Genomic DNA, 25,287 nt, shown 5'->3' on the forward strand with positions numbered 1-25,287 from the left:
AAGGGATCAGGCCAGCGGCGAGCCGGCAACGGTGAACCAGAGGGTGACGGGGACGGCAGCGGCGCGGGCCGCGGCCGCGCCTTCGAACTCGACATCCTCGAAGGACGCGCTGCCCGGCTGCGCCCACTCGACGGCGCCGCCGAGGGTGCGGTTGGCGTTGATGGCAGCGGCGACATCCACCAGCAGCGCATCGAGCAGGGCGTTGCGCGCGGCGGGCGTGGCGCCAGCGACGGTGATCTCGACCTCTGCGCGGTACTCGATCTGCCAGGCCAGCGGCGAGAGGATGGGCGTCTCCTCGACCGTCTCGCCATCGCGCATCACGACCAGCCCACCGGCGGGGATGCGCTGCGGGATGGTCTCGCCCCGCAGCACGGTCGGCGCCGGGTTCCGAACGGCCAGGGACGTTACCAGCCGGCTGTGCAGCGCCGCGATGGCAGTCTCGCGGGCGCTCACGCGGCCCTCCCGCTCTCACGTTCCCAGGCCGCCACGAAGCGCCCCGGCAGCCGGCGCAGCCCGCGCTCAGCCGCACCCCGCACGTCGAGCCGCTTGGCGAGCTTCACCTGGGGCAGCAGCAGGAACATCGGCACCATCCCCTGCTCCAGCAGGCCGCGGGCCCAGGCCTCGCGCCCCTTGCGGTTGGCGGTGCCAACTTCTGTCACGCCGCCCGCCACCAGCCGCGTGCGCCGCCGCCGCCCGGTCTGCTCGCCCTGCCGCAGTGGCAGGCACCAGACAAAGCCGCGCCCAGACTTGAACGGCCGGAGGAACGCCTGGCCGGATGCGACCATCTGCACCGGCGTGACGCGCATGCCCTTCTCACCGCGACCGCGCCTGCCGCGCGCCGCGTTGAAGCCAGTGGGGATCGCCAGGAACTTCCGACCACCCTTGGCCCGGATCAGCGCGCCACGCTCGAAGGCGTCGATGACTTTCGGCACCTTCGTGAAAACTAACCCCGCCGGCCGCAGTGACTGCCCGGACCGGGGAAAGATCATCGATCGCCAGGCATTGGCGATGCCGCGCGCGTTGCCGGAAAAGGCGGTGGTGACCTGCCGGCGGAGCTCGGTCTTCACCTGATCGGTCTCGGCGCGGATGGCAGTCATGGCCGCGCGCTCGCCAGCCCGCACCTCGTCGGCCAGCACCTTGCGAAGGTCGCCGGCGATGCTGGCGCCGAGGCGCATGGATCAGCGCCCACCGAACTTGCGGCTGAGGGTCCGCAGCAGCAGGTCGTGCAGTGCGGCATAGCCCAGCGTCCCGGCGAGCCAGGCCACGGCGAACAGCCACCAGCCGTCGAGCTCGAAGGCATGCGCGATCAGCCAGGCGCCGGTGCCGAGGCTGCCGCCCGCCAGCGCGTGCAGCAGGTAGGCGCGGGTCAGCAGCGGCCGGTCGGTGGAGGAGAAGCGCGCCATCGCCCCGAGCGCACCGAGGGCGCCGGCGAGCAGCGCCTCGCCGACAATGCCGCCGATGCGCTCCGGGTCGATCATGGTGGTGCTCCTATCGGCGGCAGAAGACGCGCCAGGCGATGCCCGCGGCGTCCCGCTCGGCGTGCTGGACGATCAGGGTGTCGGCGCCGAGGGTGAAGGTGTCGTCGGCATCGACCGCGGGCAGCACGGCCATGGCGACGGTCAGTACGTCGCTGGCCTGGATGACGCTGGTGCCGAAGGCGTCTCCAAGCCGATCGGGTGCCGAGCGGACCACGCGGAGCAGGACCGGCGCCCCGATCCCCCCTGCGCGATAGCTGGCATTCGTACCGATGTTCGGGTCTGCGGCCAGCGCGTCCATGGCCGCGGCGAAGGCGCTCACGCTGGCCGCCGCAGCCGCCAGGCGAGCACGCCGATCATAGCCGCCACGATGACCGCAATGGCGACGACCGGCGCCAGCGTGCCCAGCGCCTGGATGGCGGGTGCAGCCTGCGCCACGGCGGTGGCGATGCCCGCCGCACCCACCAGCACTGCACCGCGGCCGGTTCCCGTGGCCGCCGCGACCTCGCGGCGCGTTGCCGGCGCGGCTGGCGGAACCCCTGCGAGCCTCAGCGACCGATCGATGACGCCGGCCGGATAGGCCAGCCCGGCGCATTCATGGTGGATGATGGCCTCGACCAGCGGGCGCAGGTGATCGTGCCGATGCAGGTCGACCGCATCGTCCGGCCCGACGCCAATGCGCTGCGCCACCACGGCGATGTACGTGGCGGTGTCGTTCTCCACCTTGGGCGCCCAACGTTCGATGATCGCGCGTGGCGTCCGCAGCTTGTGCCGGTCCTGGTAGGTGACCAGCAGGGCCGCCAGCGCGCGGATGCCGAGCTCGTGGCTGGTGAAGCGGCAGAACCGCCCATCCGAAGGCGGATCGGCCAGCCCCTGCCATTTGTTGGCGGGGACGTGCTCGATGTTGCCCGGGTTGCGGTTGCGATAGCCCCGCGTGGCCTTGGGATCGATACTCACGTCCCGATTGCCGGCACGCGGTTGAGCCACGCCCGGACGGTGGTGTCCGCGGCGAGCGCGGCCAGGGTGGCGATGCCGACCTGGAAGTTGCCGGTCGCCGTGGTGGTGATGCGGCGGTTGGTGTTGTCCCAGAAGACCCGGGCGCCGGCGGTGATGGCGAGCGCCGGTTCCTTCGTGATGTCGAACACACCCTGGGTGGCGGCCTCGATGACGGCGTTCTGCGCGCCGTCGACGGCGGCCACGCCGAAGAGCGCGCCGACGAGGACGCCCTGGCCGGAGAGGATGCCGCCCGCATAGGGAACGGCGATGGCCAGGCTGTTGCCCGGCTGGACGTAGTTGCGCATGGGATTGGCGTCTCCAGAAACGCAGAGGGCGTCCCGAAGGACGCCCTCTGCATGGGTTCACGATGGGAGAGAGGAGCCGGGATCAGGTGCCCGGGTTGAACCAGGCGCCGCGCCAGTCGATGGCGCCCACGCCGAAGTCGAAGATCACGCTGACCTCGACACCGTCCACACCCTGGACATTGCCGGTGGTGACCTGCGGCCCCTCGGCCCCGTTGAGGTAGCCGTAGACGTAGACCGGCGCCGCGAAGGGGTCGGAGAACAGGTACCAGCGGTTGGCCGGGATGAGCGGCTCCACCAGCGGCTGCACGAAGCCGGCGTAGACATTGGCGTTGCTGGTCTGCGTCGCCTGGACCGAGACCGTGAGCTGGCGCGCCGCGAGTTCCTGGTTCGGCCCGACCAGCAGGCGCATCTGCGAGCCGACCGCAATGGGCAGGCCGTCCAGCGTGCGCTGGCGCATCACCGCGGCACGCCCCAGCGCGAGATTGCCCAGGTCGAGCAGCGTGCCGGCGGTGGCCTTGTTCAGCCGCGCGGCGCCGGTGGCAAAGACTGGGGCCGCGCCGGTGACCAGCGTCGGGCCGTCGCCGGTGGCGCTGTTCACCAGGGCATAGGCCGTCGCATTCTCGAAGTCGGCGACGCGCCGGCCGATCATGCTGGCGAAGTCGGTGAAGGCGCCGAGATCGTCGTTCACCAGCATCTGCCGCGTGACGCGGATGCGCCGCGCGAAGGTCTGCAGGAACACCAGCTCCTGGCTCTCGGACATGGTGCCGGCCTGGATCTCGCCGTTCTCGGAGAGCGCCACGAGGTTGGGGAAGTCGCCCACGCGCAGGTGGCGGTGCGGCTTGAAGTCGCGGAAGTCGCGGCGGAGGAACAGCGTGCGGTAGGTCGGCTGTGCCGGGGCATAGGCCGCGAGCAGCATCTTGTTGGCCGCGGCCGAGAGCAGCGCCGGGAAGTCGCTGGTGGTGTGGAAGGCGCGCTCGGCGAGGATGGTGGGGTTGCGGGGGATGTTGCGCTCGCCGCGGGCGCGGAGCAGTTCGCCCATCATGTCGGAGGGGCGCCAGCCCATGAACTCGACGTGGCGTCCGGCGCCAGGGCCGGTGTTGGGCGCCTGGTAGCCGGGCATGGAACGGGCGGCGAGCGCCTCGGCCATGGCGTCGAGCAGGCTGGCCGGATCGTCCTGGCCGGGGCCGGTCTCCGGCCGCGCCGGCAGGGAGGGGCGCGGCGCGCTCTGGGCGAAGGCGTCCCAGAGGCGACCGCGCAGCACCTCGGGCGAGATGCGGTCGCGGATGGCGGCCTCGCGCATGGCGTCGAGCATGTCGGGGGTCACCAGGCCGCGGGCGGCGGTGAGGACCGGCTCATAGGCGGCGATGCGCTCGACGGCGGCGCGCTCCGCCTCGGCGCGGATGGCGTCGAGGTCGGGGGCCGGCGGCGCGGCACGGGTCGGCTCGGGCGGAGCGGTGGGCGGGGTGGCGGGCGTCGTGGTCACGGGGCTCTCCTGGGGCATGGTGGTGGGCGACGCAGCGGGCGGCGCCGGCGCAGGATCCGGCAAAGCCGGCGTCGTCTCGGGCATGGGTGGTTCCTCGGGGATGGTCAGGGCAGGTTCGATGGCCGTGGCGGGGGTGCCCTGATCCCCCTCGCCACGGATCACGGCCAGGCCGTCCACCGGGACGGGCACGATCGAGATCTCGTAGGGCTCCCAATCCACCGCGCGATGGATGGTCTGGCCGGTGGCGGCGTCCGGCCGCGGCTCGTAACGGTGTACCCGGTAGCCGACACTGACGGATTGCAGCGTGCCGTCGGCAACGCGCTGCCAGACCGGCTCCACGTCATCGGCGCCGCTGAATTGCAGCGTGGCGTAGCCGCGGCCGGCCTCGAGGCGGGCGGCGGTGACACGGCCCAGAACATCACGTGTGCCGGCACGGCGGTGGGTGTCGAGCACCGGCGCGCGGCCCGAGCGCAGCGCGTCCATGCGCACCGCCTCGGGCCGCATGTCGAGTTCCTCGATGATGGGACCGAGGGGTGGGACGAAGTTGCGGGCCCGCGCACCGGTGCTCCACACCACCTCGACGGTGCGGGCCGCGCGATTGACTGTGACGGGCGCGGCCAGCGCGCGGCAGGCCACGATCGACTGCCCAGCGGCGGGAAGTCGATCGGGCAATGGCGTGGCCTCCGGCGCGGAGATGCCTCCGCCCGGCTCGATCGGTTCGGTCATGTCGAAGAATCCTGGGCTTAGGGCGCCGTGAAGCCCTGGAGGTTGGCGATCACCACCGCCCCCGCCGTCACCGCCTGGATGTTCAGCGCGGCATTGGCCGTGGTGCGTAGGGGTGTCGGGAAGTCGATGTTGGTGGGGCCGAGATTGGCCGGCAGCAGCGCGCGCCAGACCGGCGTGACGCCGTCGCGGATCTGGAACTCCGAGGCCGTGGCGCTGGCGTTCTGGACCTGCATGCCGGTCACGTAGCGGCGGATGCCGGCGCCGGCCGCGGCCTGCACCGCGGTGTCGCTGCCGGTGGCGATGCCGGCCATCGGCCCCGCATAGGTCCAGTCCGCCTCCGGGATGGCATAGGGCTTGGTGACGATCGCGCCGATCAGCGTCGCCAGCAGGTCGACACCGCGCGCGGTGGTCACCGCCACCGGGTTGGCGGAGTAGCCCGTGGCAGCGAGCACCGGCACCGCGCCGGCCGTGTTGCGCGCCTGGCCGCCGACCACGCTCAGCGCGGGGGCCGCGGCGGTCAGCACGTTCACGCCGATCCCCTGGCCGGCGACGGCATTGGCGCGGCCTGCGGTGATCGCGGTGGTGAGCTCGGCATAGTCGGAGATCGAGACGAATTGCAGCCGGAGATCGGTGTTGGAGGCCGGCGCCAGATTGCGGCTGATCGTTGCCCAGCCGGTGTTCACATAGGCGCCGGTGAAGGTGGAGCCGACCAGGTCGAAGTTGTTCGCGTCGATCACCGTGATGGTGAAGGTGCCGTTTGCCCCCGGCACGCCGGCGACATTGGCCACCGTCACAGAATCCGAGGTCGCATAGCCATGGGCAGCGCGGGTGATGCGCACCGCGCTGCTGCCGTTGTTGGCCACCGCCGAGATGCCGTGGAAGACCTGCCGGTTCCGCACGCGGATGCGAAAGCGATACAGCGCCGCGGGGTCGGGCAGCTGCTGCTGGCGCGCGTAGGAGCTGGCGCGCAGCCCGGTGCCGTCCAGCGCGCGACCATGGAAGTAGCATTCGTCGCTGTTGGGCTCGAGCTCCAGCACCGACCAGCCGGCCGGGGCCGTGGTGGGGATGGTGACGCCCGAGGCGGTGCCAAGCCGCGGCGCGCCATCGCTGCCCACCTCATAATTGGCGAGCGTGGCGCTGATGCCGTCCAGGCGCCAGGCAACGATGTTGCGCTCGTCGGGCTGGCTGGTCTCGGGCGTGACGCTCACGAGTTCCAGCCAGGCCGTCTGACCTGCGATGCGCTGGCTGAGGTTCAGCGCGACCATCGCGCGCAGCGGCAGCATGAAGCTCTGGCGGCTGAGCAGGACCAACTCGTCGTCGAGCGTGGTGCCAGTGGAGATCTGCGCGGTGCCGTTGGCCACGACGAGGGCCATGCCGCTGCCGGTGGACAGCACCTCCCAGCGGGTCGGGTTGATGGTGTCGCCGCCAAAATTGTCGCGGAAGCGCCGGCGCATGCTCTTCACCCGCAGCATATCGTCGGCCCAGTCATAGCCGCCTGGGATCATGGGGGAGCTCCTGTGGAAGTGGCCGGCGGCTCGGCGCGCGGACTGGCTGCACCGGTGGCGGCGATCTCGATGGCGGCGAGCTGGGCGGCGTCCTGGGCAGCACCGGATTTCGCGACGCGGCGCGGATCGCTGTCGAGCGAGAGACCCGCCTCGTCGAGCAGGGCGTTGGCCTCGCGGATCATCTCGACGACCTGGCGGAAGTCGTAGCCGAAGGCGCCCACCGCCTCGGGCTGCGGCACGAAGCCGGCCCGGACCTGCGCGATGAGGGCGGTGGTGTCTTTGAGCGGGTCGATCATCTCGTGCGCGGGCGGGACGTGGGACAGGCCTTCCGGCACGTCCGCGCCCCACAGCCCGAGCAGCGCACCCTGGGCGTGGAAGCGCTCTGCAATCGGCCGCACCAGCATCGGGATCAGCATGCCGTACTGCACCTGCTCGCAGAGGCGGCGGAACTCGATCTTGCCGGCGCGGAGTGACGAGTAATTCGCCTGGGTGAGATCGCCGGCCACCTGGTCGTAGGTCAGGCCCGTGCCGACGGCGGAGGCTTCCAGCGCGTGGCGGGCAAAGGCCGCATGCGATCCACCCCCACTCGGATTGACCACCTCCACGGATCCCATGCCCCGGCGGTAGAGGATCATGCCCGGCTCGAAGCTCTCGACCGTCCGCCCCTGCGCGTCGCGAAGCAGCCCCGACGCCGGGCCGGTCATGGCGTCGTCGCCATCCTCCGACACCACCGCGGCCAGGCACGCCTCGATCTTGGCCTTCATCAGCAGCGCAGCCTCGTAATCGCCGAGATCGCGCAGGCGAGTGAGCACCGGCGCCAGCCAGGAGACGTCGCGCAGCTGGCCGGGCCGGCGCTTGCGGTAGATGTGCAGCACGTCGCGAGCGGGGACGCGCTGGCTGCTCATCCAGGTCGCACCACCCGGCAGAGCCCAGGACGCGCCTGGGTGCACGCGGTGCAGCCAATAGCCGACCGGCTCCCCCGCCTCGCCCAGGCCGATCCCTTGCAGCGTGGGGATGCCCTCGATGACGCCCTGGCGCGCCGTATCGAGGTGGTCGCTCTCCAGCACCTGCAGCCGCAGGCCGATCGGGTTCGCCGGCGTGATGTCGGCGGGCAGCAGGCGGACGAAGCATTCGCCGCTCTCGACGACGGCGCGCATGACCAGCGCCTGCAGGCCATAGAGGTCGAGGCGCCCCTCCGCGTCGCAGGCGGTGCTGTCGGACCAGCGCCGCCACGCCTCGGCATGGGGTTTGTCCGGCCAGCGGGTTGTGATGCCGGCGCCGACGGCATTTCCAGTCCAGAGATCGACAATGCGGGCGGCATACGGGTCGTTGCGCACGGCGTCACGGGCGCGGCGCGCCACGGTGGGCGCGGCGGCACCGACCTCGGCCGTGGCGCTGCTGCCCGAGGCCGCCCAGCTCGAGGCCCGAGTGTCCTGCGCGGCGGCATAGCCACGCAGCGCGTGCCATGCATCGCGGAGACGCCCCATCACCTGCTGCCCTCGCGCGAGAAGCTGGCGAAGGTCACGTTCGGGCGACGGGCGGCGGCGTTCTCCGCGGCGTGGAGGACGGACAGGGCGCGGTCGAGTTCGTCCAACGAGCGGTACTCCACCGTGCGGCCGTCGAGGGTCACGCGCGTGGTTCCGCCGGTGAAGGCAGCCGCCAGGACGGCGGCACGGGTGCCGGCAGGCTGCGCCAGCGCCCAGGCGAGGACGGTCGGGTCCATCACGTCCTCCTTTCAGCGAAGCCAGCCGTTGCGCGGCGCCAGCCAGCCCCGCGGGCGCTGGGTGTCGGGTCCCGGTGCCGGCGCGGCCTGCGACGCAGGCGATGGGTCCGGGACATTCCCGGCGGCGGGAGCCTCGCTCGGTCGCAGCGGGGCATCGGCGATCTGGTCCCGCAGCTGCTGCCAAAACCGATCGCCATAACGGTCGGCGCCGAGCAGCCAGAGCGCCGCACGCGCCAGCACCGCGCAGTCCAGCGCCTCATTGCGTTGCCGCAGCTTGGCCCATTCCTGCCGCGCGAAGCCCCGCCGATCCTTCGTGGTGCGCAGCTGCTCCGCGACCAGCTGCTTGACCCACTCCGCCTCGGTCGCGCGCGGCAGATGCACCCAGCCAGGCGGGAGCTCCTCAGCATCCCCGCGGCCGAGCCAGAGCCGGCGATAGAGATCGGCCTTCCAGGTCGAGACCGACACGGTCCAGAGCTTCAGACCGCGCCGCAGCTTCTGGCCGTTGACCAGCGCATCCACCGGCGTCGGCCCTTGGACCGGCTGCGCCCGGTTCCAACCGTCTACGCCCTTGGTCGGCGCGATGCGCGGATCGCGCAGCCGCCGAAGATGGCCGTAGACGGCAGCTGTATCGCGGCCACCGGTGTCGACGCAAAGCCGGGCGATGCGCATGGCGCCGCCGCCGTGCCGCGGCCAGTCGCGCGCCAGCACCCGGGCGAGTTCGTCCCAGGGCTCGCGATCCCGCGGGCTGCCAGGGATGACCACATGGTCGACGAGCCAGGACGAGAAGCCCTCCGCCCAGCCCCAGACGTCGCATTCGAGGCGATCGTCCTGCACGTCCACGCCCGCGGTCAGCACGAGCGCGCCGGGCGGCACCACGCCCATCGAAAAGTCCTCGCGCCGCTCGACCAGGCGCTCCCAATCCGGCGCCTCACCCTGCTCCTGCCAGGTTTCGCCCAGGACGGTGTTCTTGAAGGTCTTGATATCCTCGGGCTTGCCCTGGGCTGCCTCCCAATCGCGGGCGATCTGCTCCCAGGACAGCCAGCCCACAGGCGAATAGAGCGCCGAGATGTGGAAACCGATGGTGTGCGGGTCCTGGCCCTCGGCCGTCGCGCGCCATTCACCGCCGCTGAGCATCGCGGTCTTTTCATGCTCCTGCATCGGGTGGTCGCAGGCAGTGCAATGATACCGCGCGGTCTCCGGCGCCCCTTTCTCCCAGAGCAGCCGCTCAAAGCGCAGCCACTGCATCTCCCCGCAGGCCGTGCACGGCACGAAGAAACGCCGCTGGTCGGAGGCCTGGTACTCCCGCTCGATCCGGCTGCGGCCCGCGATGGTGGGCGTGCTGACCAGGAACGCCTTGCGGCGCCAGCCGAAGGTCCGCGCCCGAGCCTCGGCGAGCGCGATCGGGTCGCCCTCGCCGGCGACATCGCCGGGATAGGCATCCACCTCATCGAGGAACAGGAACCGCGCCGTCATGGAGCGCAGCCCGACCGCGCTGTTCGCGCCCGTCAGCACGAGGATGCCGCCGGGGAATTCCTTCGACAGCATCGTGTCGCCGCTGTCGCGCGCACGGGCTGGTGCCACACGCTCGCGCAGCGCCGGCGTTTCCTCTAGCAGCGGGTCGATGCGCTGCCTGGAAAACCGCTTGGCCAGTTCCACGGTCGGCTGCACCGCCAGCGCGGGTGCTGGCACATGGTGCATGATGTAGCCGAGCCAGTTATTGCCGCTTTCCGTGGCGCCGACCTGCGCACCCTTCATGAACACGACGCGCCGGGCGGGATGCACCGCGGACAGCGCGTCCATCACGTCCTTGAGGTAAGGCGTGCGGCTGGTGCGCCACGGGCCCGGCTCGGCCGAGGCGCGGCTGCCGAGCATGCGATGGCGCTCGGCCCATTCCGATACGGTGAGCTGCGGCGGCGGCCGGAGCATGGCGCCGACACGCCGGCGCGCATGCTCACGGCTGCGGAGACCGATTCCCTCCGAGGCCTGCTGGATCGAAGCGATCGGCCGCCTCCGTCAGCAGGTCGTTGATGTGGCTCTGCAGGATGGTCTGCAGCAGATGCGGGTCGACGCTGATCTCAGCGGCGATCAGGCCGGAGACCCGGGCCGGCCAGTTCAGCAGCGCGTCGCGCATGGTGCTGCCGATCTCGTCGAGCGCGGCATTGGCCTCGGTGACATCGACCAGGCGGCGCTTGGTCTCGTCCAGCGAGAGGCGCTGCGCCTCCACCTTCAGGGCGAGCTGCGCGACCTTCAGCCGGGCGAACGGCGTGCCGTCTGCGCCAACACCGCTGGCCAGGGGCGAGCGGGCGGGATCGGCGGTTTCGGTCAGGCGGCGGCGGGTCTTGTCGATGTCCCACTGGCCGTCCGGTTCACGGGCGATGCGGCCCGCGCGTTCGGCTTTGTGGATGGCGGTGTCACTGACGCCGAGGCGTCGCGCGGCCTCGCGTGTGGAGGCGGTCAGTTCCGGCATGGCGGCGACCTCCCGCCGCACGTGATGGTCAGCACGAGCAAGGGCCCGCTACCGTCCGGTGGCGGGCCCTCGACGTGTCCGGCTCCGTGGTCAGGCCGGCAGGTGGTAAATGGTGAAGGAGCCCTTCGCCCCCGTCTTGTTGGGGCCGACCATCCGCTCGCGCGACATCACCTCGACCGCGTGGCCCTTCTTCTTCAGCCCGGCGAAGAAGCCGCGGACCGTGTGCTGTGCCCAGCCGGTTGCCTCGGCGATCTGCGCGACGGTCGCGCCCTCGGCCCGGCGCAGCATGGCCAGCACCTGCTCCTGCTTCGTGCCCTCCCGCGGCTTGCGCGGCGCTCCGGCCTCGCGCGGGGCGCGGGCCGGCTTGCCAGCGAGCAGGGTGCGCAGCGCCTCCATCGGGGCATCGAGCGCGGCGATCATGTCCGTGGCGCGGTTGGCCTCGTCATCCCAAGCGGCGAGCACCGCCGCGGCAGCGCCGCGCAGGCTGGTGCGCGGCGTGGCGCTGCGCACCGCCAGGGCCTGGTCGAGCATGGCGATCTCCTCCGTCAGGGGCGCGGGCTGGGCGGCTTCAGCGACCTTGGCGTCCTGTGTCGCGGGCTCCGCGGCGGGCGCCACCGTGGGCGCCGTGTGGGGCACGCTGCCCTCGATGCCCGAGCAGTCGGGCTCGCCGGCCCCCGCGTCGCCCTCGTTCGGGTCGATGCCGATGGCGCGCAGCCCCTCGTCGGTGATGCGCGCCACGATCCAGGTGCCGTCGTCGTCCTGGCGCCAGCCGAGACCGACATGCTCCCGCGGCGCGTTGATCTCGGTCAGAAGGTTGTTCTTGATCAGGCTGCGGAACACCGCGTTGCGGGCCGCGGCCGGCAGGGTCTTCGGCGCGCGGGCCAGGCCCATCTCGTGCTGCGCGGCGGCGCTGAGGATCACGCGCTGGCTGTCGGAAAGCTTGGTCATCCTGGTGGTCTCCGGTTCCGGGTGCCGACCATCGGCCCCTACTGCCGGGAGCCCCGCCGGCGCTGCCGGTCGGGGCGGTGCGGAAGTGGCCCGCGTCAGGCTTCGTATTCGCCGCGGCGGAAATGCCCGTCCGCGATGTCCTTCAGCTTCGCGGTGGCGTCCGAAAGCCAGGCGGCCTCGCCCCAGAGCACCGTCTCCGGATCCGCGCCGAAGTGGTCCGCGCTGGCCTGGGTGAGTTCCGCTAGGAGAGCGTCGAATTCGGCCTTCTTCGCCAGGAAGGCGGCCAGGCTGTTCTCCTGGTTGCGGGCGGCGCGGGCTTCGCGGTCGGTCATGGTGGTCTCCGTCTGTTGCTGCAGGGCATCCCCTGCGTGTGACGGACCATTCGCGCTGTGGCGCGCACGAGCCAAGCAAGATGCAGCGTTATCTTATTGCTATGATTGAGCTTCTTGGATCGTCAGATGATCCTGGCTGCTCCGAAGACCGGCGCCCTGGCGCAGAGCAACTGAGGGGCCATGTCTGCGGCATGCACACGTCCAGCGCAGCGCCCACCACGACCGTCTACTACGATGGCGCGTGCCCGATCTGCTCACGCGAGATCGCCCAGTACCGCAAGGTCCAAGGTGCGGAACGGCTCGACTTCGTCGACGTCACAGCGTGCGATGCGAATGGTCTCGGCCCTGGCCTGTCGCGCGACGCGGCACTGGCGCGCATGCATGTCCGGCGCGCCGACGGCAGTCTGGCGTCCGGTGCCGCCGCCTTTGCCGAAATCTGGCAGCAGCTCCCGAAGCTCGCATGGGCCGGGCGGCTCGCAGCATCGCCGGTCGTGCTTCCCGTCCTCGAGCTAGGATATCGCCTCTTCCTGCGCGTCCGCCGCCTCTGGCGGTGACAAGCTACGTCGAGGCGGCAGCCCGGCACGACGCGATGTCCGCGAAGACCCGCTCGTCACCCTCCAGCACAGCCGCCTCGCTGGTCGTCTCCTGCCAGCGCCGCACGATGACATCGGCATAGGCGGGGTCGATCTCCAGCAGCACGGCGCGCCTGCCGGTGCGCTCCGCTGCGATCAGGGTCGTGCCGGAGCCACCGAAGCAGTCCAGCACGGTGTCGCGCGGCTTGCTGCTGTTGCGGATGGCCCGCTCCACCAGCGCCACCGGCTTCATGGTGGGATGCAGGTCGTTCCGCGCCGGCTTGTCGAAGTGCCAGACGTTCCCTTGGTCGCGAGCGCCGCACCAGTAGTGCTGCGCGCCGGCCTTCCATCCGTAGAGCATCGCCTCGAACTGCTGGTGGTAGTCGGCGCGGCCGAGGGCGAAGGTGTTCTTCGCCCAGATGATGGTGCTGGACCACTTGCCGCCCGCCTCCTGCCAGACGCGATGCAGCGTCGGCCATTCGGAGGAGGACATGCAGACGTAGCAGGCGCCCTTGGTCACGGAGAGCAGGTTGGCCAGCGCGGGGCGCAGGAACTCCGGAAAGCCGCCGCCGAGCGCGTCATTGGCGATGGTCATCTTCGCCGCCGTGCCGCCCTCGTAGGCGACATTGTAGGGCGGATCCACGAAGCCCATGTCGGCCAGGTGACCGGCACCGAGGGCGCGCTGCACGTCCTCGATCTTGGTGGCATCGCCACAGAGCAGCCGGTGCTCGCCGCAGCGCCACAGATCACCGGTCCGGCTGACGGGCAACACGGGCGGTGGCGGGGCGTCATCGGCATCATCGTCGAGACCGGCATCGGCCGCGGCCAACAGCCGGTCGAGCTCCATGCCGGAGAAACCGAGCACGTCCAGGTCGACCACCGCCTCGTCCCTGATGCGCGCAATCTCGGCGGCCAGCAGCGCCTCGTCCCAGCCGGAGTTCAGCGCGATCTGGTTGTCCGTTAGGCGGAGGGCACGCGCCTGGGCGGGAGAGAGATGGCCCAGTCGCAGCACCGGTACGGAGGCGAGCCTGAGCTGCTTCGCCGCCATGACGCGGCCGTGGCCGGCAATGAGCACGCCTTCGGCGTCGACCAGCACTGGATTCACGAAGCCGAACTCGGCGATGGAGGCAGCGATCTGCGCCACCTGGGATGGCGAGTGCGTCCGCGCGTTCTCGGCATAGGGGACCAGCGCTGCGACCGGCAGCGTGGAGACAGCGAGATCAGGCAGCATTCGCGGTGACCTCCTGCCTCGCTGCGGCGACCGCGTCGTAATCGCGCCCGTCATCGGCCAGCGTCACCGGCATGTCCGGGTGCAGCATCCTCCACCGCGCCACGGCCAGGTCGACATAGGCCGGCGCCAGCTCGATCGCCCGCACGCGGCGACCGGTGCGCTGGCCGGCGATGATGGTGGTGCCAGCGCCAGCGAAAGGCTCGAACACCACGTCGCCCTCATCGGCATAGGCACGCATCACGAAGTCAGGCAGCGCGACCGGAAACACCGCGGGATGCTCTGTCTCGATGCCGCGGGCCTTGTGCCGCGTGATGCGCAGCACGTTGTCCGGGATCCGGGTTTCCTGGACGCCTTGGCCGGCGTGCTGCCATTCGCCGACGGTGCCGTCCTTCGCGCGCAACCCACCCTTCTCCGAGTTGACGTGCCCCGCCCAGCGGCAGGGGATGATCTTGTTCGGGCGGCGGGCCTCACGATTGAAGTGGAACAGGAGCTCGAAGGCGGGCGACAGCCGCCCGTTCCAGTCGCCCGGCAGGCCCGGCCCCTGGTCCCAGGTGTAGAGCCCGAAGCGGCGCCAACCGCGGGCGCGCATCCAGTCGAGCCAGCCGGACCAATAGGGCTGCCACTCATTGTCGCGATGGATCAGCCCAAGGTTCACCAGCACCTGGCCATCGGGTCGCATGACCGCGTCGAGATGCTGGAACACACCCTGCATCAGCGCATCCCAATCCGTGACGCCGCCGGTGGTGTAGTCCCGCTGGTTCCCATAGGGCGGGGAGGTGAACAACAGCGCCGCACGGTCATCGCCCATGACGCGCGCCACGCTGGCGGCGTCGGTGCTGTCGCCGCAGAGCAAGCGGTGCTCGCCGAGCAGCCAGAGATCGCCCGGTCGGGTGACGGCCTGGCGCGGCGGCTCCGGATCGGCATCGGCGGGATCGTCCGCCGGCTCCTCCCCGTTGCCCGCCGCGCCAGTCGCGCCGCCCCCCTCGGCGGGATCCGCGGACAGAGCCTCGGGCGCGTCGCCGTCGGACACGGCATCTCCAGCCGCCGCGAGGATGTCCGCGAGCTCATCCGCCGAGAAGCCTAGCGCGCCGAGGTCGATCTCCTGCGTCGCCTGCACCGCGGCGAGCGCATCGCGCAGCAGCGCCTGGTCCCAAGTCGCGTTCTCCGCGATACGATTGTCGGCGAGCCGCAGCGCCTCCTTCTGCGCCGCGGACAGATGCCGCAGCACGATCGTCGGCACTTTGGCCATGCCGAGCGCGGACGCCGCCTCAAGCCGACCGTGGCCGGCGATCAGCACGCCGTCCTCGTCCACCAGCAGCGGGTTGGTGAAGCCGAAGGCCAGCATGCTGGCCTTGATCTGCTCCAGCTGCTCGGCGCTGTGGACGCGAGCATTGCCGGCATGCGGGCGCAGCTCCGCCACCGGACGCAGCAGGATCTTCGCCGCCATCCAGGGGAGCGTCATCGGGCCATCCAGATTTCGGAGTGGGTGCAAACTATGCCGCCGCGAGTGCAAACCGTGCGCGGCATGGTTTGCGGGCTATCTGGCTGATCGCACGGGGAAAGGGCTGCAAACTGCAACCCTGTTTTATGGCCTGACGCTAGCGATGTTGCGCGCTTCCGCCCCCCGCATACAGCGGGGCCGGGAAGGAACCATCGGCTCGAGAGCCACTGTCTCGTCTGAGCGACGCTGCGGCTCTTGAGCCGCGCTGCGGTCGCACCCTTTCCAGGTGTCCAGATGATACGCCGTGTGGATTTCAGTGCGCAACGCGACAATCTTTCGCTGCGCTACTCAATTTCGCTTTCTGCGTCAGCCTTGGCAGTCTTTGCTGATTGCTCCACACGCGCGTATCCGGTCCGAACGCAACGATCCCACGTTCAGCCGGCCGAGCGCCGTTCACCGTCCCCCGAAACACCAGGAGGTTGCAGAAGGGCATTGACTAACTTAAGGGGCATCATCAGCGACATGAGCCACCTTAAATGCCCCTTCCCCTGAACTCGCTGTTTCAAGTTCTCTTCAAGGTAAAGGCCGGAAACGGCAATCACGAAGAAGACTGGAGTACGGCATTTAGTGTGGTCTATCAGAATAATCCGGTTCTCGTGACTACGCGGCATACGTTCATGAAGGCAAAATTGGGACCGCTCCTACCTATAGCTATACGGACGGAGGGTGAGGATTGGACGCTGCCTCCTGTTGACATCCAGGTAGTGGCTCATCCAGTAGCCGACTTATGCATGCTTCTGGCCCCAAATGGGTATGGCAGGGCGCTCAATCCCATGACGGTCCTCGATCTCCAAAAGCTGCCTGCAGGTGATTCACTGGAGGTCCAAGGCTTTCCAGGGCAAACTAGGTACAATATTGTACTGCCGGCTCCTTTGAAATTCTCGGGCACTTTAAAAGGTGCTCCATCTACCCGAACCATAGGACGGCATCGTCTAGTCACGGCCATGACAAATTTACCAGAACAGCATGGACTTTCCGGTTCGCCGATTGTCGCAACCAATAGCGGTGGCGTCGTGGGTGTGTACTCATCTGGGTTTGGAAGCGGAGCGATTATTGCGGACGCTTCGCAAATCGCTGAACTCTGACGCCTACCCGCGGTGGAGCCTGTCGGCTAACAACCTAAGCGGCCCATTCGCAACGCCCACAACATTTATGCCATGGGTGGCCTCACGCCGCCCTTGTCCGCGGCACGAGCCCGAAGTGCCCCGCCAGCACGCTGAGCGTCGCCACCAGCATGCCCTGCGCCTGCGGCGGCGCGACGGGGCGTCCGCCCCATCCCTGGCGCATCGCCCACTCCCGCACGGACATCTCCAGGCCGACGACGTGCCACGCGCAGGAGCCGGCTGCGCTGTCATGGCCGCCGAGGGCATCTAGGGCCGCCCCGATCTTGCGGCGTGCGTCCATGTGATGGTCGGACAGGGTGTCGGCGGTCTGGCCTGGCAGGCGGACCAGCACCGACTTCGACATGCCATCCAGGGCGGCGCTGCGGAACAGGGCGCGGAAGTAGCCGCCAGCGTCGTGCATCTGCTGGGTGATCGTCCCGTTCGCCAGCATCATGCCTAGCGTGTCCACGGCGCGACGATGCTGCACTGGGCTGCCCGTCTCCGGATCGGCGTCGCGGATCGGGTCCGAGAAGCCGCCATGCTGGAGCCGCCACTTCGAGGGGCCCATCGATTCCTTCTGCTTCGTGGTCTTCGCCTTCCGCTTACCGGCCATGAGTCTTCTCCTGCTGCCGTGGGCCCCAGCGGCGCACGGCTTCGTTCTGGATTGCCTGGCGCAGCCAGGGATCGGTGATGTCCTCGAGGTGCAGCGACACGACGCCCTGCTGCAGCCATACCCGGCGGCGCAGCATCTCCATCTCGGGCACGGTGGTTGCGCTGCGGCTTCCGCGATCGAGGGACGAGCGGGGCGGCACGGGCGCGCCAGGCATGGTCATGCCTGCCACCCCCGACCGCGCCCTTGAAGAGTGGTGAAGAGTCGAGGGGGTGAGATGGGTCTAACCATCTGATTAATATACGTATTCAATTCTTCAAACTCTTCAAAGGGTCTCTCTCCCCCGCACGCCCGCCCGGACGTCTGCATACGCCCGCGTGAAGAGTTGAATTGTTGAAGAGTCCCGTTTTCTGCGGGTTTGCGCGCGTCATGCAGCATCACTCTTCAAGCCCTCCTGCGGTTCGGTGGCGATGATCCAGCTGGTGCCGGGGCCCGACGCGTTCTGCGTGACCTCGATCGCGATCTGCTTGCTGTCGAGCAGCGTGGCGATGGCGTCCTCCCGCTCGGCCTTCGAGAGGAACTGCGTCTTCCGGACGAAGGCGCTGCGGCTGATCCGGCCAGCCTTGCGGATCACCTCGAGGACCTTCTTGATGCGGGAATGCGCTGGCGTGTCGGCGACGAGACGCTCGGCTTCGCGCAGCAGCGTGCCGATGCAGTGATCGACCAGCGCCGAGGCCCAGGTGACGTCGCGGGCCTCGGTGATGGGCCGGGCGGGTTCACGACTGACGGCAGCGATCATCGCCAGCTTCGCCGCGTTCTCGGCATATCGGCCGAAGAGCGCGGTGGCGTAGGTGCCACGGTGCGACCGCAGGAGATCGGTGGCCTCACGCCGCACGCGAGCCATGGCCGCCTCGGCATCCGCGGTCAGCGGCACGGTGTAGGCATGGATCGGCGCAGAGGATTCCATGGCATCGGCGATGTTCCCGCCATGGCTGTGGCCGGGCACGCCGCGGGCGATATCCTGCAGGGCCGCGACCAGATCGGCCGGCGGATCCATCGGCGCCGGCGTCTCATTGCGCTCCGGGTAGTCGTCGTCCGTCAGGAACACCAGGAAGCGCGCGATGGAGCCGTCCGCCAACGCGCCACCTTCCAGCGCCGTCCACAGCGGGCCCGGGACGGTGACACCCCAGATGCAGGCGCAGGGCTGCTCGATGGTGACGCGCGGCCGCGCCTTCTGGTCGGCGTATTCGGCGCCGATGTATGGCTCGGCGGCTGAGGTGTAGAGCTTCGTCAGCTCCGACCAGATGGCCGCCTTATGCGCCGGCGCGCGCTGGTTCAGGACCAGCTTCAGGAACTGGCCGAATTCGTCCACCTGGAACAGGCGGGCGGGATGGCGCTGCAGCGACGTGAGCAGCCCCGCCGAGGAGGCGAGATCCTCGCCGCCGAGGTACCGATCGAGGCCGGCCGCATAGATTGCCCGCTTCGCGCATCGCCGAGCATGGTCCTTCCCGCCGCCACTGTCGGCGATGCCGATGGCGTAGACGTTGCTGCGCAGGTCGGTCGGCGTGCGATACCGGCGGCCGGCGATGGCGCCGACCAGGCAAATGGCGGCGCCAAGCGAGAGTAACGGCTGTGGGCTGACGGCGCTGGCGGTGGCGTAGTCCAGGAACATGCGCAGCGCGCCATCCACCTGCAGCAGATCGGGCGGGACGCGATAGGGCTTCGGCGGCGGTGCGATCGGCAGCGGCGTGACCGCGACCTTTGCCAGCAGCCGCGCCGCAGGATGCGGCTGTGACGCCTGCTCCGCCGCCGTGCCGTTCAGCGTCAGGGCGGGATCCGGCACCCAGCCGCGCTGTTCGGCCAGCCAGTAGATTTTCCCCGCGCCGACGCTGTGGGGCCGCAGCGAGGCCCAGCGCCGCTCGGGGGTGTCGGATCGACCCGACTTGCCCGACTTCCCGGACCGCCGAGACCAGTCGAGCCAGAGGTCGCGCCCCTCCTCGCCGATCGCGGCCTTGATGGCGGCGCCGACGGTGATCCACTCGTTGCCCGGCAGGTCGTCGTTCGGCAGCCAAGCCAGCGCCGCGGCGATGGCGTCCCGCGTGCCCTTCGGGTCGCTCGGGCCGCGCCAGGTGCTGGTCGGTACGTCCGCCAGGATCGAATTGACCCGAACCTCGTCGGGGACGAGCTGCCAGGCAGCGTCCAGGAATGCCGTGCAAGCGGCCTCGTCCACGACCGGCAGCCGGGACAGTGGCAGTTCCACCAAGCTGTCCTCCGGCCATTCATACGGGCGGCCGGTATCGGGGTGGACGGCATAGGCGACGAATTGCTGGCCGCGCGCCAGCAGCTCGAGGGGGTGGCGCTTCCGGCCGGCGAAGGGCGCCGCGGCGCGATAGACCAGCAGCCGCTTCGGGGCGCGGCCGATGCGCAGGCAGGGGGTGTCGCCCAGCATGGAGGTGGCGAGCTCGGCGATCTGGATGGCCAGCGCGCCATCCAGGATGTCGATGTCGATGCCGACCACGGCGCCCGTGGCGATGCCCACGCCGCAGCCCGGCCAGCGGCGCCAGATGTCCACCTCGAAGGATTTCGTCGGCCGGTCGCAGTGACGCGCCCAATCGGGATAGGGCGACCATTCCCCGCCCGTGAAGCGTCCCGGCACCTTGGTGCCCGGCATGATGGGGATGATGGAATAGCCATTGTCGACCAGGCGCTCGCCGTAGTCCGCCATGAAGGAGGGAGCATCCGTCATTCGCCACCTCCTTCCTGCGCGGCAATGGCCGCGTCGCAGGCGCGCTCCAGCCGCAGGATCTCGGGATAGAGCGCCGCAATCTGCTCGGCAGCGCGCTGGAGCGCCTGGCGCGCCCGCTCCAGTTCGGCGTGGATCCCGCGCGCGGGGCCACGAATGTCTGATGCGAGGTCGCCAAGGTGGTGCGCAGCCCTGGCCCAGGGCGGTTGCTTCGCGCGTGGACCATACGGTTTGCGCGGCGCAGGGGTGACCTTGGTCGCGAGGCCGGCCCGGACCTTTTCGATGTCCCAGGCGCCACTCGGCTCACGCGCGATCCGTCCGGCGCGTTCAGCCTTCTGGTTCGCGGTGTGCGAGACGCCGAGCCGGCGCGCCACCTCTCGGGCAGAGGTAACGCTGCTCATTGGCAACCACCCGCGGCGAGCGGCGGCGCGGAGTGCCGGCCCTGATCCAGCCGGCGCGCAAGCTCGTCCTGGTAGGCGGTGATGATCACCTCCAGCAGCGTCAGCCATTCCGCCTCGGTCAGCACAGCGAGGTCGGTCTTGCCGATGCTCTCCAGGTACTCACCCGCCATGGGGCTGGCCGCCGCGATCGCGGCAATCTCGTGCTCGTCGGGATCAACCACGCCCCACCTCCGGCAGAGAGCGCTCATGCAGCGCATGGAACAGGCGGGCAGCGGCTCGGACGTCCGGACTCGCGGATCGAACCAGCCGAAGCCGCGGGCGGTGCGGAGGCGACATGCGGCGCATCTCACACGAACCTCGCGGCGGCGATCTCGGTGTACTGGCCGGCCGGCCGCACCTGGATTGCGATGGGACGGCGCAGCTGGTCGAGCTGTGCCAACGCCTCGTCGACCGTCATCGGGGGCGGCAGATTGCCGGCACGCCGCCGCCACCAGCCCACCGCCTTGTCGCGCGGAAAGCCGGTGTGCTCGAAGCAGACCCATTCGCTGTGCCGCGCGAGGCCGCATTCATAGGTGACGCGCAGCGAAGCGGGCTTCCCGGGCTTGTCGTGGCGCGCGTAGGTGATGCCGTTCACGTCGCACCACGCCGCCTGGATCTGCGTCGAGAGCAGCGCATTTGACGCCGCCTGCGGCGCCACCTTCACGACCGGCGGCGGGAACTCATGATCGCACTCGATGCAGTGCCGCGCGCTGGCGTGGTTGATGGTCTGGCACTCGGGGCACACCTTGATCGGCGCTTCGCCATCGCCGGCAGGTTCCTTCTTCCGGCCATCCACCGTGTCGATCGGACCGTGCCGCGCCGTGTTGCCGGCGAAGTCCAGCACTAGGCAGTCATCCTTGCCCTCGGCGAGGCGCGTGCCGCGGCCGACCATCTGGACGTAGAGGCCCACGCTCTTCGTGGGGCGCAGCAGCGCGATGAGATCGGTGCCGGGCGCGTCGAAGCCGGTGGTGAGCACATTGGCGTTGGTGACGCAGCGCAGCCGCCCCGCCTTGAACGCCGCCAGGATGCCGTCCCGCTCCGGCCCCGGCGTGTCGCCGGTGACCGTCTCGGCGGAGATGCCATGCTCGCGGATGGCGTCGCGGACATGGCGCGCGTGCGCCACGCCCGAGCAGAACACCAGCCAGGAGCCGCGGCCCTCGCCGTGCTGGACGATTTCAGCCACCGCGGCGCGCGTGACCTCGTCGCGGTCCACTGCCGCCTCGAGATCCTTGGCGATGAATTCGCCACCGCGGGTGCCTACGCCGCCCACGTCGAGCTGCGTCGAGGTCTGCTTCGGGACGACCGGGCAAAGGTACCCCTGCTGGATCATCTCCAGCACCGGCACCTCGAAGGCGACGTCGGTGAAAAGCCGGTCCTTCCCCTCATGCAGCATGCCGCTATCGAGCCGGTAGGGCGTCGCCGTGAAGCCGACGACTTTCAGCAGCCCAGCGTTGATCTCGTTCAGCTGGGCCAGGAAGGAGCGGTACATGCCACTGTCGCCGCGGCCGAGCAGGTGCGCTTCGTCGATCAGTACCAGGTCGCAGCGCTGCACCTGCCGCGCTTGGCGGTGGATGGACTGGATGCCGGCGAACAGGATCTGCGCATGAATGTCGCGGCGGGACAGGCCGGCCGAGTAGATGCCGGCCGGTGCTTCGGGCCAGGCGCGCAGCAGCGCCATGAAGCTCTGCTGGATCAGTTCCTTCACGTGGGTGAGGATCAGCACCCGCGTGTCGCCATAGGCGGCGATCGCCTCGCGCGTGAAGCCGGCGATGCACAGGCTCTTGCCTGTGCCGGTCGGCATCACGACCAGCGGATTGCCGCTGCTGGCCGAGAAGTAGTCGTAGAGCGCCTCGATGGCGGCGCGCTGGTACGGGCGGAGGGAGAGGGTCATGCCGCCACTCCCATCGCCGCAGCATCCACCTTGCTGAGCCAGCGCCCGCCCGTCTCGCAGCCGGTGCAGATCAGCTCGGCGATGTGCGGCCCCTTGCCGGGCCCGACCCGATAGGTCGTGCTGTGGCAGATCCGGCACGGAAGGTGCGCAACGATATCGGGCGGCGCCGCGGCGGGCACGCCGTCACGCCATTCGGTGCCGTCCGGCAGCCGATAGCTGACCCAGTCCTCGCCCGCGTCGATCTGCTCGGCGGCCACAAAATCCGGCAGATAGAGATGCGCCGCGCAGCCGGCCTCCTGATCGCGCCGGTCCAATGGGGCGGCGTGGTGGCCACAATGCCAGTCACCACCCGGGGCGGGCGAGGCGTGCAGGCAGGACCGACAATGCCGCTCCGGCGCCGCGCCAGCGTGACAGACGGCATGATGGTCGCAGAAGCGGCACTGCCACCAGGCGGGATCCTGGCTGATGCGGGCGGGGGGGCGGGCCGCGCCGATGATGCGCTCGGCCTTGGCCAGGATACGCAGGGCCGCCTCCGCGTCGTGACGGATGCGCTCCTGGTAGAGCTCGTCCGTGTCCTTGCAGACCGCCAGGTAGAAGGCGCGATCGAGGCCGGCGAGCTGCATGTAGGTCTGCATCTGCGCCCAGTGCAGCGGCTTGGAGACCGCCACGCCATCTACCTTGAGCTTGGCGAAGGACTTGGCGCTGTGGGTCTTGAACTCGCAAACGTGCCAGGTCGCCGGCGCCTCGGGTAGGCCGATCGCCACCGCGTCCATGCTGCCGCCGAAGTGGCCGAAGGCATCGCGCAGGTTCCACTGCCGTCCGGTCGCGGGATCCAGATCCAGGACCGTCACGCCGATGCGGCGCAGATCCGCGACGAAGCGCGCCTCGGCCAGATTGCCGGTGTCGAACAGCCGCAGCAGCCGGCCGGTGTGCCGGGCGCGGGTGGCCCACCGAAAGGAATACCAGATGGCGCGCTCGCACTCGGTGCCGATTAGCGAGGCACCGATATGCGCGCGATAGCCTCTGTCCGCAGCCGCCTCATAGGCCGCGTAGATGGCAGTGACGGTGGGGCATGCGGGCGGAGGAAGGGCAGCCATGACCTGATCCTGGTTCGAGGGAAGGAGGCCGGCAGGCGGGCGGCCTGCCGGCTGGTGATCAGGCATTGCGGCGCCAGGGCGGGGTCGCGGCCGCACCGGTTCGGGCGGCCGGCGGAGGTGCCGCGGCGGCCGGACGGGGCCCCGGGGTGGCAGGACGCGGGGCGGTGGAGGCGGCGCTGCCGGCATTGGCCGCGGAATAACCGGCCACCTTGTTCCGCGCCTCGCGATAAACGCCGTACTTGTCGTTGCCGGCCGGCTCGACCTTCAGCGTCACAATCAGCGGCTTGAAGTGCAGCTGCTCGCTGTCGCTGACATGCACCTGGCCCACCGCGTGGCAGATGGCGGACAGTGTGCGCTGCGCGATCTCGACCGTTTGCTCGTTGCGGTTCACTAGGTTTAGCTGGTCGAAGATTTTTCGCCGCGCGGAAGGCCCTTCCAGGATCTCGAACACCAGCTTGAGGAGCTGCCCGTCGCCGGCCTTGGTCGGCAGCATCTCGCTCTCCATCAGATGCGCGAGGTACTTGCCGGGCGGCAGCACCTCGAGCGGGACGGCGGGGGCGACCTCGGTCGCGTCAAAGGTTCCATTGAGGGATGCCATGGGTTCAGCTCCGGGCTTCGGTGGTGGAGGGGACGGCGCTGAGCGGCGTCGCATAGAAGGGGATGCCGGCCGCGAGCTCGGGCCAGGACAGCGGGAGCGTCTCGGGCAGCCCGAAACGGTTCTTTGCGAGGAAGGCCGGCCGCTCGGCGGTGTGCAGCAGGCGATCGCCACCGCTGACGCCGCGGACCACCTTCTTGTTGAAGCCGACGTCCGACTTCAGCGTGCTGACGCGATAGTTCGCGAAGAGCACCGCATCGACATGCTCCTGCACCAGGGCCGAGGCGCTGCGATGCAGCTTTGGCTGGTACCGGTCGTAGGGTTCGGTCTCGGGACTGTCGAAGCGCTTGATCTCGGCGTGGGCGATGAGGATCACGCCCATGCCGCGCTCGTCGCGCAGCGCGTTCACGCCGTCGAGGAAGCTGCGCCAGGTATCGAGAGCGGCGAGATAGCCCTTGCCGTAGCCGAAGGACTCGATGTCCGGCTGGTTGTGGGTCTGCGCCGTGTGCTGCCAGACCAGCGGTTCTAGCCAATCGAGGCTGTCGACCACCAGGGTCTCGAAGTCGTGCGCCTCGGTGTAGAGGCTGCCGAGCGCCTCCATCACAGCGTCGAAGCTGCGCAGCACGCCGAAGGTGGCCGCGCTAATGGTGCCGAGGCCGTCCTCGGTCTGCACGACAACGGGCCGGGGGGCCGAGGTCGCGAAGAGCGTCTTGCCGACGCCGGCCACGCCATAGGTGAGCAGCCGCGGCGGGCGAGCGTCGCCACCGCGCCGCAGGGATGCGAGGGAGATCGCCATCAGTTCGCCTCCTGCTTCGCGGCGCGCGGCTTGGCCTTGATGACGTCGACCTTGATGTCGCCGCCGGCGCGCGCGACGACCTCGGTGAAGCTGTCGAGCGTCGGTTCCAATGCGGCGACGTCTTTCGCGCGGGCGACGGCATCGCCCTGCAGCGGGATGACCACCTGGATGCGGAGTTCGTGCGCCATCACGCGGCGTCCTTCAGTTCGAGGGTGTAGGAGGGACGGCCGGTGGCGACGGTGCGCGCCGGCTCGAAGACCGCACGGATGCGCGGCGGCCAGGCCGTAAAGCGGCTTTCCGGCACGCGGATCTCGGTGGTGACGTAGTCGGCCGGGTCCTCGCCCCACGCCACGATGGTGGCGACCGCCGCAGCCAGCTTCGGCTGGTCCCACGCGGCCTTTTTCGGGAGGTCGGCGACAACCTCGAAGGCGTCATCCGCGATGCGGACACGGCCGGTGTCCTTGCCCTCCGCGCTACGGGCCGCGGCGGCGGGGCCGCCGTAGCGGGCATGCAGCGCGTCGTGCAGCAGGTCGGCGAGGTGCTTGGCGTCGGCCTTCAGCGCCCCGACCTCTTCCAGCAGCAGCGCTAGATGATCGACGGGCAGGCGTGCGGCCTGCGCGGCGTCCATCTCGCGCAGCTGCGCCAGAGTGGTTCGGTTGGTCATAGTGGTCCCGTTCAACGAGGAGGTGCCCGGCTGGATGGGCGATGCAGGCGGCCGGGCGGGCGCGGGCATCGGCATGGGGATGGA

General features: G+C 69.9%; 29 protein-coding genes. 2 read left to right on the forward strand and 27 right to left on the reverse strand.

Translation table 11 applies throughout. The features are described from left to right. Positions 1–6: 6 nt before the first annotated feature. The 14 genes from ACTIE5_RS07440 to ACTIE5_RS07505 form a co-directional block, all read right to left on the reverse strand. Entirely contained in the window at positions 7–453 is a 447-nt protein-coding gene (locus ACTIE5_RS07440; protein ID WP_439549058.1) for a hypothetical protein, read from the reverse strand. Then, complete coding sequence (locus ACTIE5_RS07445; protein ID WP_439549059.1) at positions 450–1,175, reverse strand: DUF6441 family protein; 726 nt, start codon at positions 1,173–1,175, stop codon at positions 450–452. Before ACTIE5_RS07445 ends, ACTIE5_RS07440 begins: the two co-directional genes overlap by 4 nt. Positions 1,176–1,178: 3 nt before the next feature. Continuing rightward, positions 1,179–1,478: a hypothetical protein gene (locus ACTIE5_RS07450; RefSeq protein ID WP_439549060.1), complete on the reverse strand. Its 300-nt coding sequence runs from the start codon at positions 1,476–1,478 to the stop codon at positions 1,179–1,181. 10 nt (positions 1,479–1,488) lie between these two features. After that, complete coding sequence (locus tag ACTIE5_RS07455; RefSeq protein ID WP_439549061.1) at positions 1,489–1,797, reverse strand: head-tail joining protein; 309 nt, start codon at positions 1,795–1,797, stop codon at positions 1,489–1,491. Beyond that, entirely contained in the window at positions 1,794–2,432 is a 639-nt protein-coding gene (locus tag ACTIE5_RS07460) for a structural protein (protein ID WP_439549062.1), read from the reverse strand. The genes ACTIE5_RS07455 and ACTIE5_RS07460 overlap by 4 nt, the downstream gene beginning before the upstream one ends. Then, a complete protein-coding gene (locus tag ACTIE5_RS07465; protein WP_439549063.1) occupies positions 2,429–2,776 on the reverse strand; it encodes a DUF2190 family protein in 348 nt (115 codons plus the stop codon). Before ACTIE5_RS07465 ends, ACTIE5_RS07460 begins: the two co-directional genes overlap by 4 nt. Before the next feature lie 82 nt (positions 2,777–2,858). Next, positions 2,859–4,985 (reverse strand): prohead protease/major capsid protein fusion protein, encoded by a 2,127-nt coding sequence (locus ACTIE5_RS07470; protein ID WP_439549064.1) that lies wholly within the window; start codon positions 4,983–4,985, stop codon positions 2,859–2,861. A 17-nt stretch (positions 4,986–5,002) separates the two neighbouring features. Further along, positions 5,003–6,490 (reverse strand): ubiquitin-activating E1 FCCH domain-containing protein, encoded by a 1,488-nt coding sequence (locus ACTIE5_RS07475; RefSeq protein ID WP_439549065.1) that lies wholly within the window; start codon positions 6,488–6,490, stop codon positions 5,003–5,005. After that, positions 6,487–7,977: a phage portal protein gene (locus ACTIE5_RS07480; protein ID WP_439549066.1), complete on the reverse strand. Its 1,491-nt coding sequence runs from the start codon at positions 7,975–7,977 to the stop codon at positions 6,487–6,489. The genes ACTIE5_RS07475 and ACTIE5_RS07480 overlap by 4 nt, the downstream gene beginning before the upstream one ends. Next, positions 7,977–8,213: a phage head-tail joining protein gene (locus ACTIE5_RS07485; RefSeq protein WP_439549067.1), complete on the reverse strand. Its 237-nt coding sequence runs from the start codon at positions 8,211–8,213 to the stop codon at positions 7,977–7,979. The genes ACTIE5_RS07480 and ACTIE5_RS07485 overlap by 1 nt, the downstream gene beginning before the upstream one ends. Positions 8,214–8,225: 12 nt before the next feature. Beyond that, positions 8,226–10,139, reverse strand: a complete 1,914-nt coding sequence (locus ACTIE5_RS07490; RefSeq protein ID WP_439549068.1) for a phage terminase large subunit family protein — start codon at positions 10,137–10,139, stop codon at positions 8,226–8,228. Positions 10,140–10,164: 25 nt separating this feature from the next. Beyond that, positions 10,165–10,680, reverse strand: coding sequence for a hypothetical protein (locus ACTIE5_RS07495; protein WP_439549069.1), 516 nt, complete (start codon positions 10,678–10,680; stop codon positions 10,165–10,167). Positions 10,681–10,770: 90 nt separating this feature from the next. After that, a complete protein-coding gene (locus ACTIE5_RS07500; RefSeq protein ID WP_439549070.1) occupies positions 10,771–11,628 on the reverse strand; it encodes a DUF3489 domain-containing protein in 858 nt (285 codons plus the stop codon). Positions 11,629–11,723: 95 nt separating this feature from the next. Further along, entirely contained in the window at positions 11,724–11,960 is a 237-nt protein-coding gene (locus tag ACTIE5_RS07505) for a hypothetical protein (RefSeq protein WP_439549071.1), read from the reverse strand. Between the two features lie 80 nt (positions 11,961–12,040). On the opposite strand from ACTIE5_RS07505, the gene ACTIE5_RS07510 reads away from it, so the two are divergent. Then, positions 12,041–12,514, forward strand: coding sequence for a thiol-disulfide oxidoreductase DCC family protein (locus ACTIE5_RS07510; protein WP_439549072.1), 474 nt, complete (start codon positions 12,041–12,043; stop codon positions 12,512–12,514). A 4-nt stretch (positions 12,515–12,518) separates the two neighbouring features. On the opposite strand, the gene ACTIE5_RS07515 is transcribed toward ACTIE5_RS07510, so the two are convergent. Both ACTIE5_RS07515 and ACTIE5_RS07520 read right to left on the reverse strand, forming a co-directional pair. Next, the gene (locus tag ACTIE5_RS07515) at positions 12,519–13,763 is read right to left on the reverse strand and encodes a site-specific DNA-methyltransferase (protein ID WP_439549073.1); all 1,245 of its coding nucleotides are present in this window, start codon (positions 13,761–13,763) and stop codon (positions 12,519–12,521) included. After that, the gene (locus tag ACTIE5_RS07520; RefSeq protein ID WP_439549074.1) at positions 13,753–15,225 is read right to left on the reverse strand and encodes a site-specific DNA-methyltransferase; all 1,473 of its coding nucleotides are present in this window, start codon (positions 15,223–15,225) and stop codon (positions 13,753–13,755) included. Before ACTIE5_RS07520 ends, ACTIE5_RS07515 begins: the two co-directional genes overlap by 11 nt. Before the next feature lie 515 nt (positions 15,226–15,740). Between ACTIE5_RS07520 and ACTIE5_RS07525 the strand changes: the two genes are divergently transcribed. After that, complete coding sequence (locus tag ACTIE5_RS07525) at positions 15,741–16,349, forward strand: hypothetical protein (RefSeq protein WP_439549075.1); 609 nt, start codon at positions 15,741–15,743, stop codon at positions 16,347–16,349. Between the two features lie 82 nt (positions 16,350–16,431). Here ACTIE5_RS07525 and ACTIE5_RS07530 read toward each other — a convergent pair whose 3' ends face one another. The 11 genes from ACTIE5_RS07530 to ACTIE5_RS07580 all read right to left on the reverse strand — a co-directional run bounded on the left by ACTIE5_RS07530 (position 16,432) and on the right by ACTIE5_RS07580 (position 25,203). Next, a complete protein-coding gene (locus ACTIE5_RS07530) occupies positions 16,432–16,980 on the reverse strand; it encodes a hypothetical protein (protein ID WP_439549076.1) in 549 nt (182 codons plus the stop codon). Beyond that, on the reverse strand, positions 16,970–17,200 hold the full coding sequence (locus ACTIE5_RS07535; RefSeq protein WP_439549077.1) for a hypothetical protein: 231 nt from the start codon (positions 17,198–17,200) through the stop codon (positions 16,970–16,972). Before ACTIE5_RS07535 ends, ACTIE5_RS07530 begins: the two co-directional genes overlap by 11 nt. A 204-nt stretch (positions 17,201–17,404) precedes the next feature. Beyond that, complete coding sequence (locus tag ACTIE5_RS07540) at positions 17,405–19,723, reverse strand: bifunctional DNA primase/polymerase (RefSeq protein ID WP_439549078.1); 2,319 nt, start codon at positions 19,721–19,723, stop codon at positions 17,405–17,407. After that, a complete protein-coding gene (locus tag ACTIE5_RS07545; protein WP_439549079.1) occupies positions 19,720–20,121 on the reverse strand; it encodes a hypothetical protein in 402 nt (133 codons plus the stop codon). Before ACTIE5_RS07545 ends, ACTIE5_RS07540 begins: the two co-directional genes overlap by 4 nt. After that, positions 20,118–20,342 (reverse strand): DUF6511 domain-containing protein, encoded by a 225-nt coding sequence (locus ACTIE5_RS07550; protein ID WP_439549080.1) that lies wholly within the window; start codon positions 20,340–20,342, stop codon positions 20,118–20,120. Before ACTIE5_RS07550 ends, ACTIE5_RS07545 begins: the two co-directional genes overlap by 4 nt. A 125-nt stretch (positions 20,343–20,467) precedes the next feature. After that, positions 20,468–22,051: a DEAD/DEAH box helicase family protein gene (locus ACTIE5_RS07555; RefSeq protein ID WP_439549081.1), complete on the reverse strand. Its 1,584-nt coding sequence runs from the start codon at positions 22,049–22,051 to the stop codon at positions 20,468–20,470. Continuing rightward, the gene (locus tag ACTIE5_RS07560) at positions 22,048–23,148 is read right to left on the reverse strand and encodes a PD-(D/E)XK nuclease family protein (protein WP_439549082.1); all 1,101 of its coding nucleotides are present in this window, start codon (positions 23,146–23,148) and stop codon (positions 22,048–22,050) included. The genes ACTIE5_RS07555 and ACTIE5_RS07560 overlap by 4 nt, the downstream gene beginning before the upstream one ends. Before the next feature lie 58 nt (positions 23,149–23,206). Beyond that, entirely contained in the window at positions 23,207–23,746 is a 540-nt protein-coding gene (locus tag ACTIE5_RS07565) for a DUF669 domain-containing protein (protein ID WP_439549083.1), read from the reverse strand. Between the two features lie 4 nt (positions 23,747–23,750). Further along, positions 23,751–24,539 (reverse strand): ATP-binding protein, encoded by a 789-nt coding sequence (locus ACTIE5_RS07570; protein WP_439549084.1) that lies wholly within the window; start codon positions 24,537–24,539, stop codon positions 23,751–23,753. Continuing rightward, on the reverse strand, positions 24,539–24,727 hold the full coding sequence (locus tag ACTIE5_RS07575) for a hypothetical protein (protein WP_439549085.1): 189 nt from the start codon (positions 24,725–24,727) through the stop codon (positions 24,539–24,541). Before ACTIE5_RS07575 ends, ACTIE5_RS07570 begins: the two co-directional genes overlap by 1 nt. Beyond that, on the reverse strand, positions 24,727–25,203 hold the full coding sequence (locus tag ACTIE5_RS07580) for a hypothetical protein (RefSeq protein ID WP_439549086.1): 477 nt from the start codon (positions 25,201–25,203) through the stop codon (positions 24,727–24,729). Before ACTIE5_RS07580 ends, ACTIE5_RS07575 begins: the two co-directional genes overlap by 1 nt. Between the last annotated feature and the right edge of the window lie 84 nt (positions 25,204–25,287).

It is taken from the genome of Falsiroseomonas sp. (genome assembly GCF_051859025.1).
GTDB lineage: Bacteria > Pseudomonadota > Alphaproteobacteria > Acetobacterales > Acetobacteraceae > Falsiroseomonas.

Coding starts and splice junctions, on each gene's coding strand:
- ACTIE5_RS07465 (WP_439549063.1), bottom strand. CDS start 2,776: ATGCGCAACTACGTCCAGCCGGGCAACAGCCTGGCCATCGCCGTTCCC.
- ACTIE5_RS07445 (WP_439549059.1), bottom strand. CDS start 1,175: ATGCGCCTCGGCGCCAGCATCGCCGGCGACCTTCGCAAGGTGCTGGCC.
- ACTIE5_RS07575 (WP_439549085.1), bottom strand. CDS start 24,727: ATGGCGCACGAACTCCGCATCCAGGTGGTCATCCCGCTGCAGGGCGAT.
- ACTIE5_RS07475 (WP_439549065.1), bottom strand. CDS start 6,490: ATGATCCCAGGCGGCTATGACTGGGCCGACGATATGCTGCGGGTGAAG.
- ACTIE5_RS07515 (WP_439549073.1), bottom strand. CDS start 13,763: ATGCTGCCTGATCTCGCTGTCTCCACGCTGCCGGTCGCAGCGCTGGTC.
- ACTIE5_RS07500 (WP_439549070.1), bottom strand. CDS start 11,628: ATGACCAAGCTTTCCGACAGCCAGCGCGTGATCCTCAGCGCCGCCGCG.
- ACTIE5_RS07520 (WP_439549074.1), bottom strand. CDS start 15,225: ATGACGCTCCCCTGGATGGCGGCGAAGATCCTGCTGCGTCCGGTGGCG.
- ACTIE5_RS07560 (WP_439549082.1), bottom strand. CDS start 23,148: ATGGCTGCCCTTCCTCCGCCCGCATGCCCCACCGTCACTGCCATCTAC.
- ACTIE5_RS07565 (WP_439549083.1), bottom strand. CDS start 23,746: ATGGCATCCCTCAATGGAACCTTTGACGCGACCGAGGTCGCCCCCGCC.
- ACTIE5_RS07510 (WP_439549072.1), top strand. CDS start 12,041: ATGCAGCGTTATCTTATTGCTATGATTGAGCTTCTTGGATCGTCAGAT.
- ACTIE5_RS07485 (WP_439549067.1), bottom strand. CDS start 8,213: ATGGACCCGACCGTCCTCGCCTGGGCGCTGGCGCAGCCTGCCGGCACC.
- ACTIE5_RS07555 (WP_439549081.1), bottom strand. CDS start 22,051: ATGACCCTCTCCCTCCGCCCGTACCAGCGCGCCGCCATCGAGGCGCTC.
- ACTIE5_RS07530 (WP_439549076.1), bottom strand. CDS start 16,980: ATGGCCGGTAAGCGGAAGGCGAAGACCACGAAGCAGAAGGAATCGATG.
- ACTIE5_RS07525 (WP_439549075.1), top strand. CDS start 15,741: ATGCCCCTTCCCCTGAACTCGCTGTTTCAAGTTCTCTTCAAGGTAAAG.
- ACTIE5_RS07505 (WP_439549071.1), bottom strand. CDS start 11,960: ATGACCGACCGCGAAGCCCGCGCCGCCCGCAACCAGGAGAACAGCCTG.
- ACTIE5_RS07570 (WP_439549084.1), bottom strand. CDS start 24,539: ATGGCGATCTCCCTCGCATCCCTGCGGCGCGGTGGCGACGCTCGCCCG.
- ACTIE5_RS07540 (WP_439549078.1), bottom strand. CDS start 19,723: ATGACGGATGCTCCCTCCTTCATGGCGGACTACGGCGAGCGCCTGGTC.
- ACTIE5_RS07480 (WP_439549066.1), bottom strand. CDS start 7,977: ATGGGGCGTCTCCGCGATGCATGGCACGCGCTGCGTGGCTATGCCGCC.
- ACTIE5_RS07580 (WP_439549086.1), bottom strand. CDS start 25,203: ATGACCAACCGAACCACTCTGGCGCAGCTGCGCGAGATGGACGCCGCG.
- ACTIE5_RS07490 (WP_439549068.1), bottom strand. CDS start 10,139: ATGCTCCGGCCGCCGCCGCAGCTCACCGTATCGGAATGGGCCGAGCGC.
- ACTIE5_RS07470 (WP_439549064.1), bottom strand. CDS start 4,985: ATGACCGAACCGATCGAGCCGGGCGGAGGCATCTCCGCGCCGGAGGCC.
- ACTIE5_RS07495 (WP_439549069.1), bottom strand. CDS start 10,680: ATGCCGGAACTGACCGCCTCCACACGCGAGGCCGCGCGACGCCTCGGC.
- ACTIE5_RS07535 (WP_439549077.1), bottom strand. CDS start 17,200: ATGACCATGCCTGGCGCGCCCGTGCCGCCCCGCTCGTCCCTCGATCGC.
- ACTIE5_RS07545 (WP_439549079.1), bottom strand. CDS start 20,121: ATGAGCAGCGTTACCTCTGCCCGAGAGGTGGCGCGCCGGCTCGGCGTC.
- ACTIE5_RS07450 (WP_439549060.1), bottom strand. CDS start 1,478: ATGATCGACCCGGAGCGCATCGGCGGCATTGTCGGCGAGGCGCTGCTC.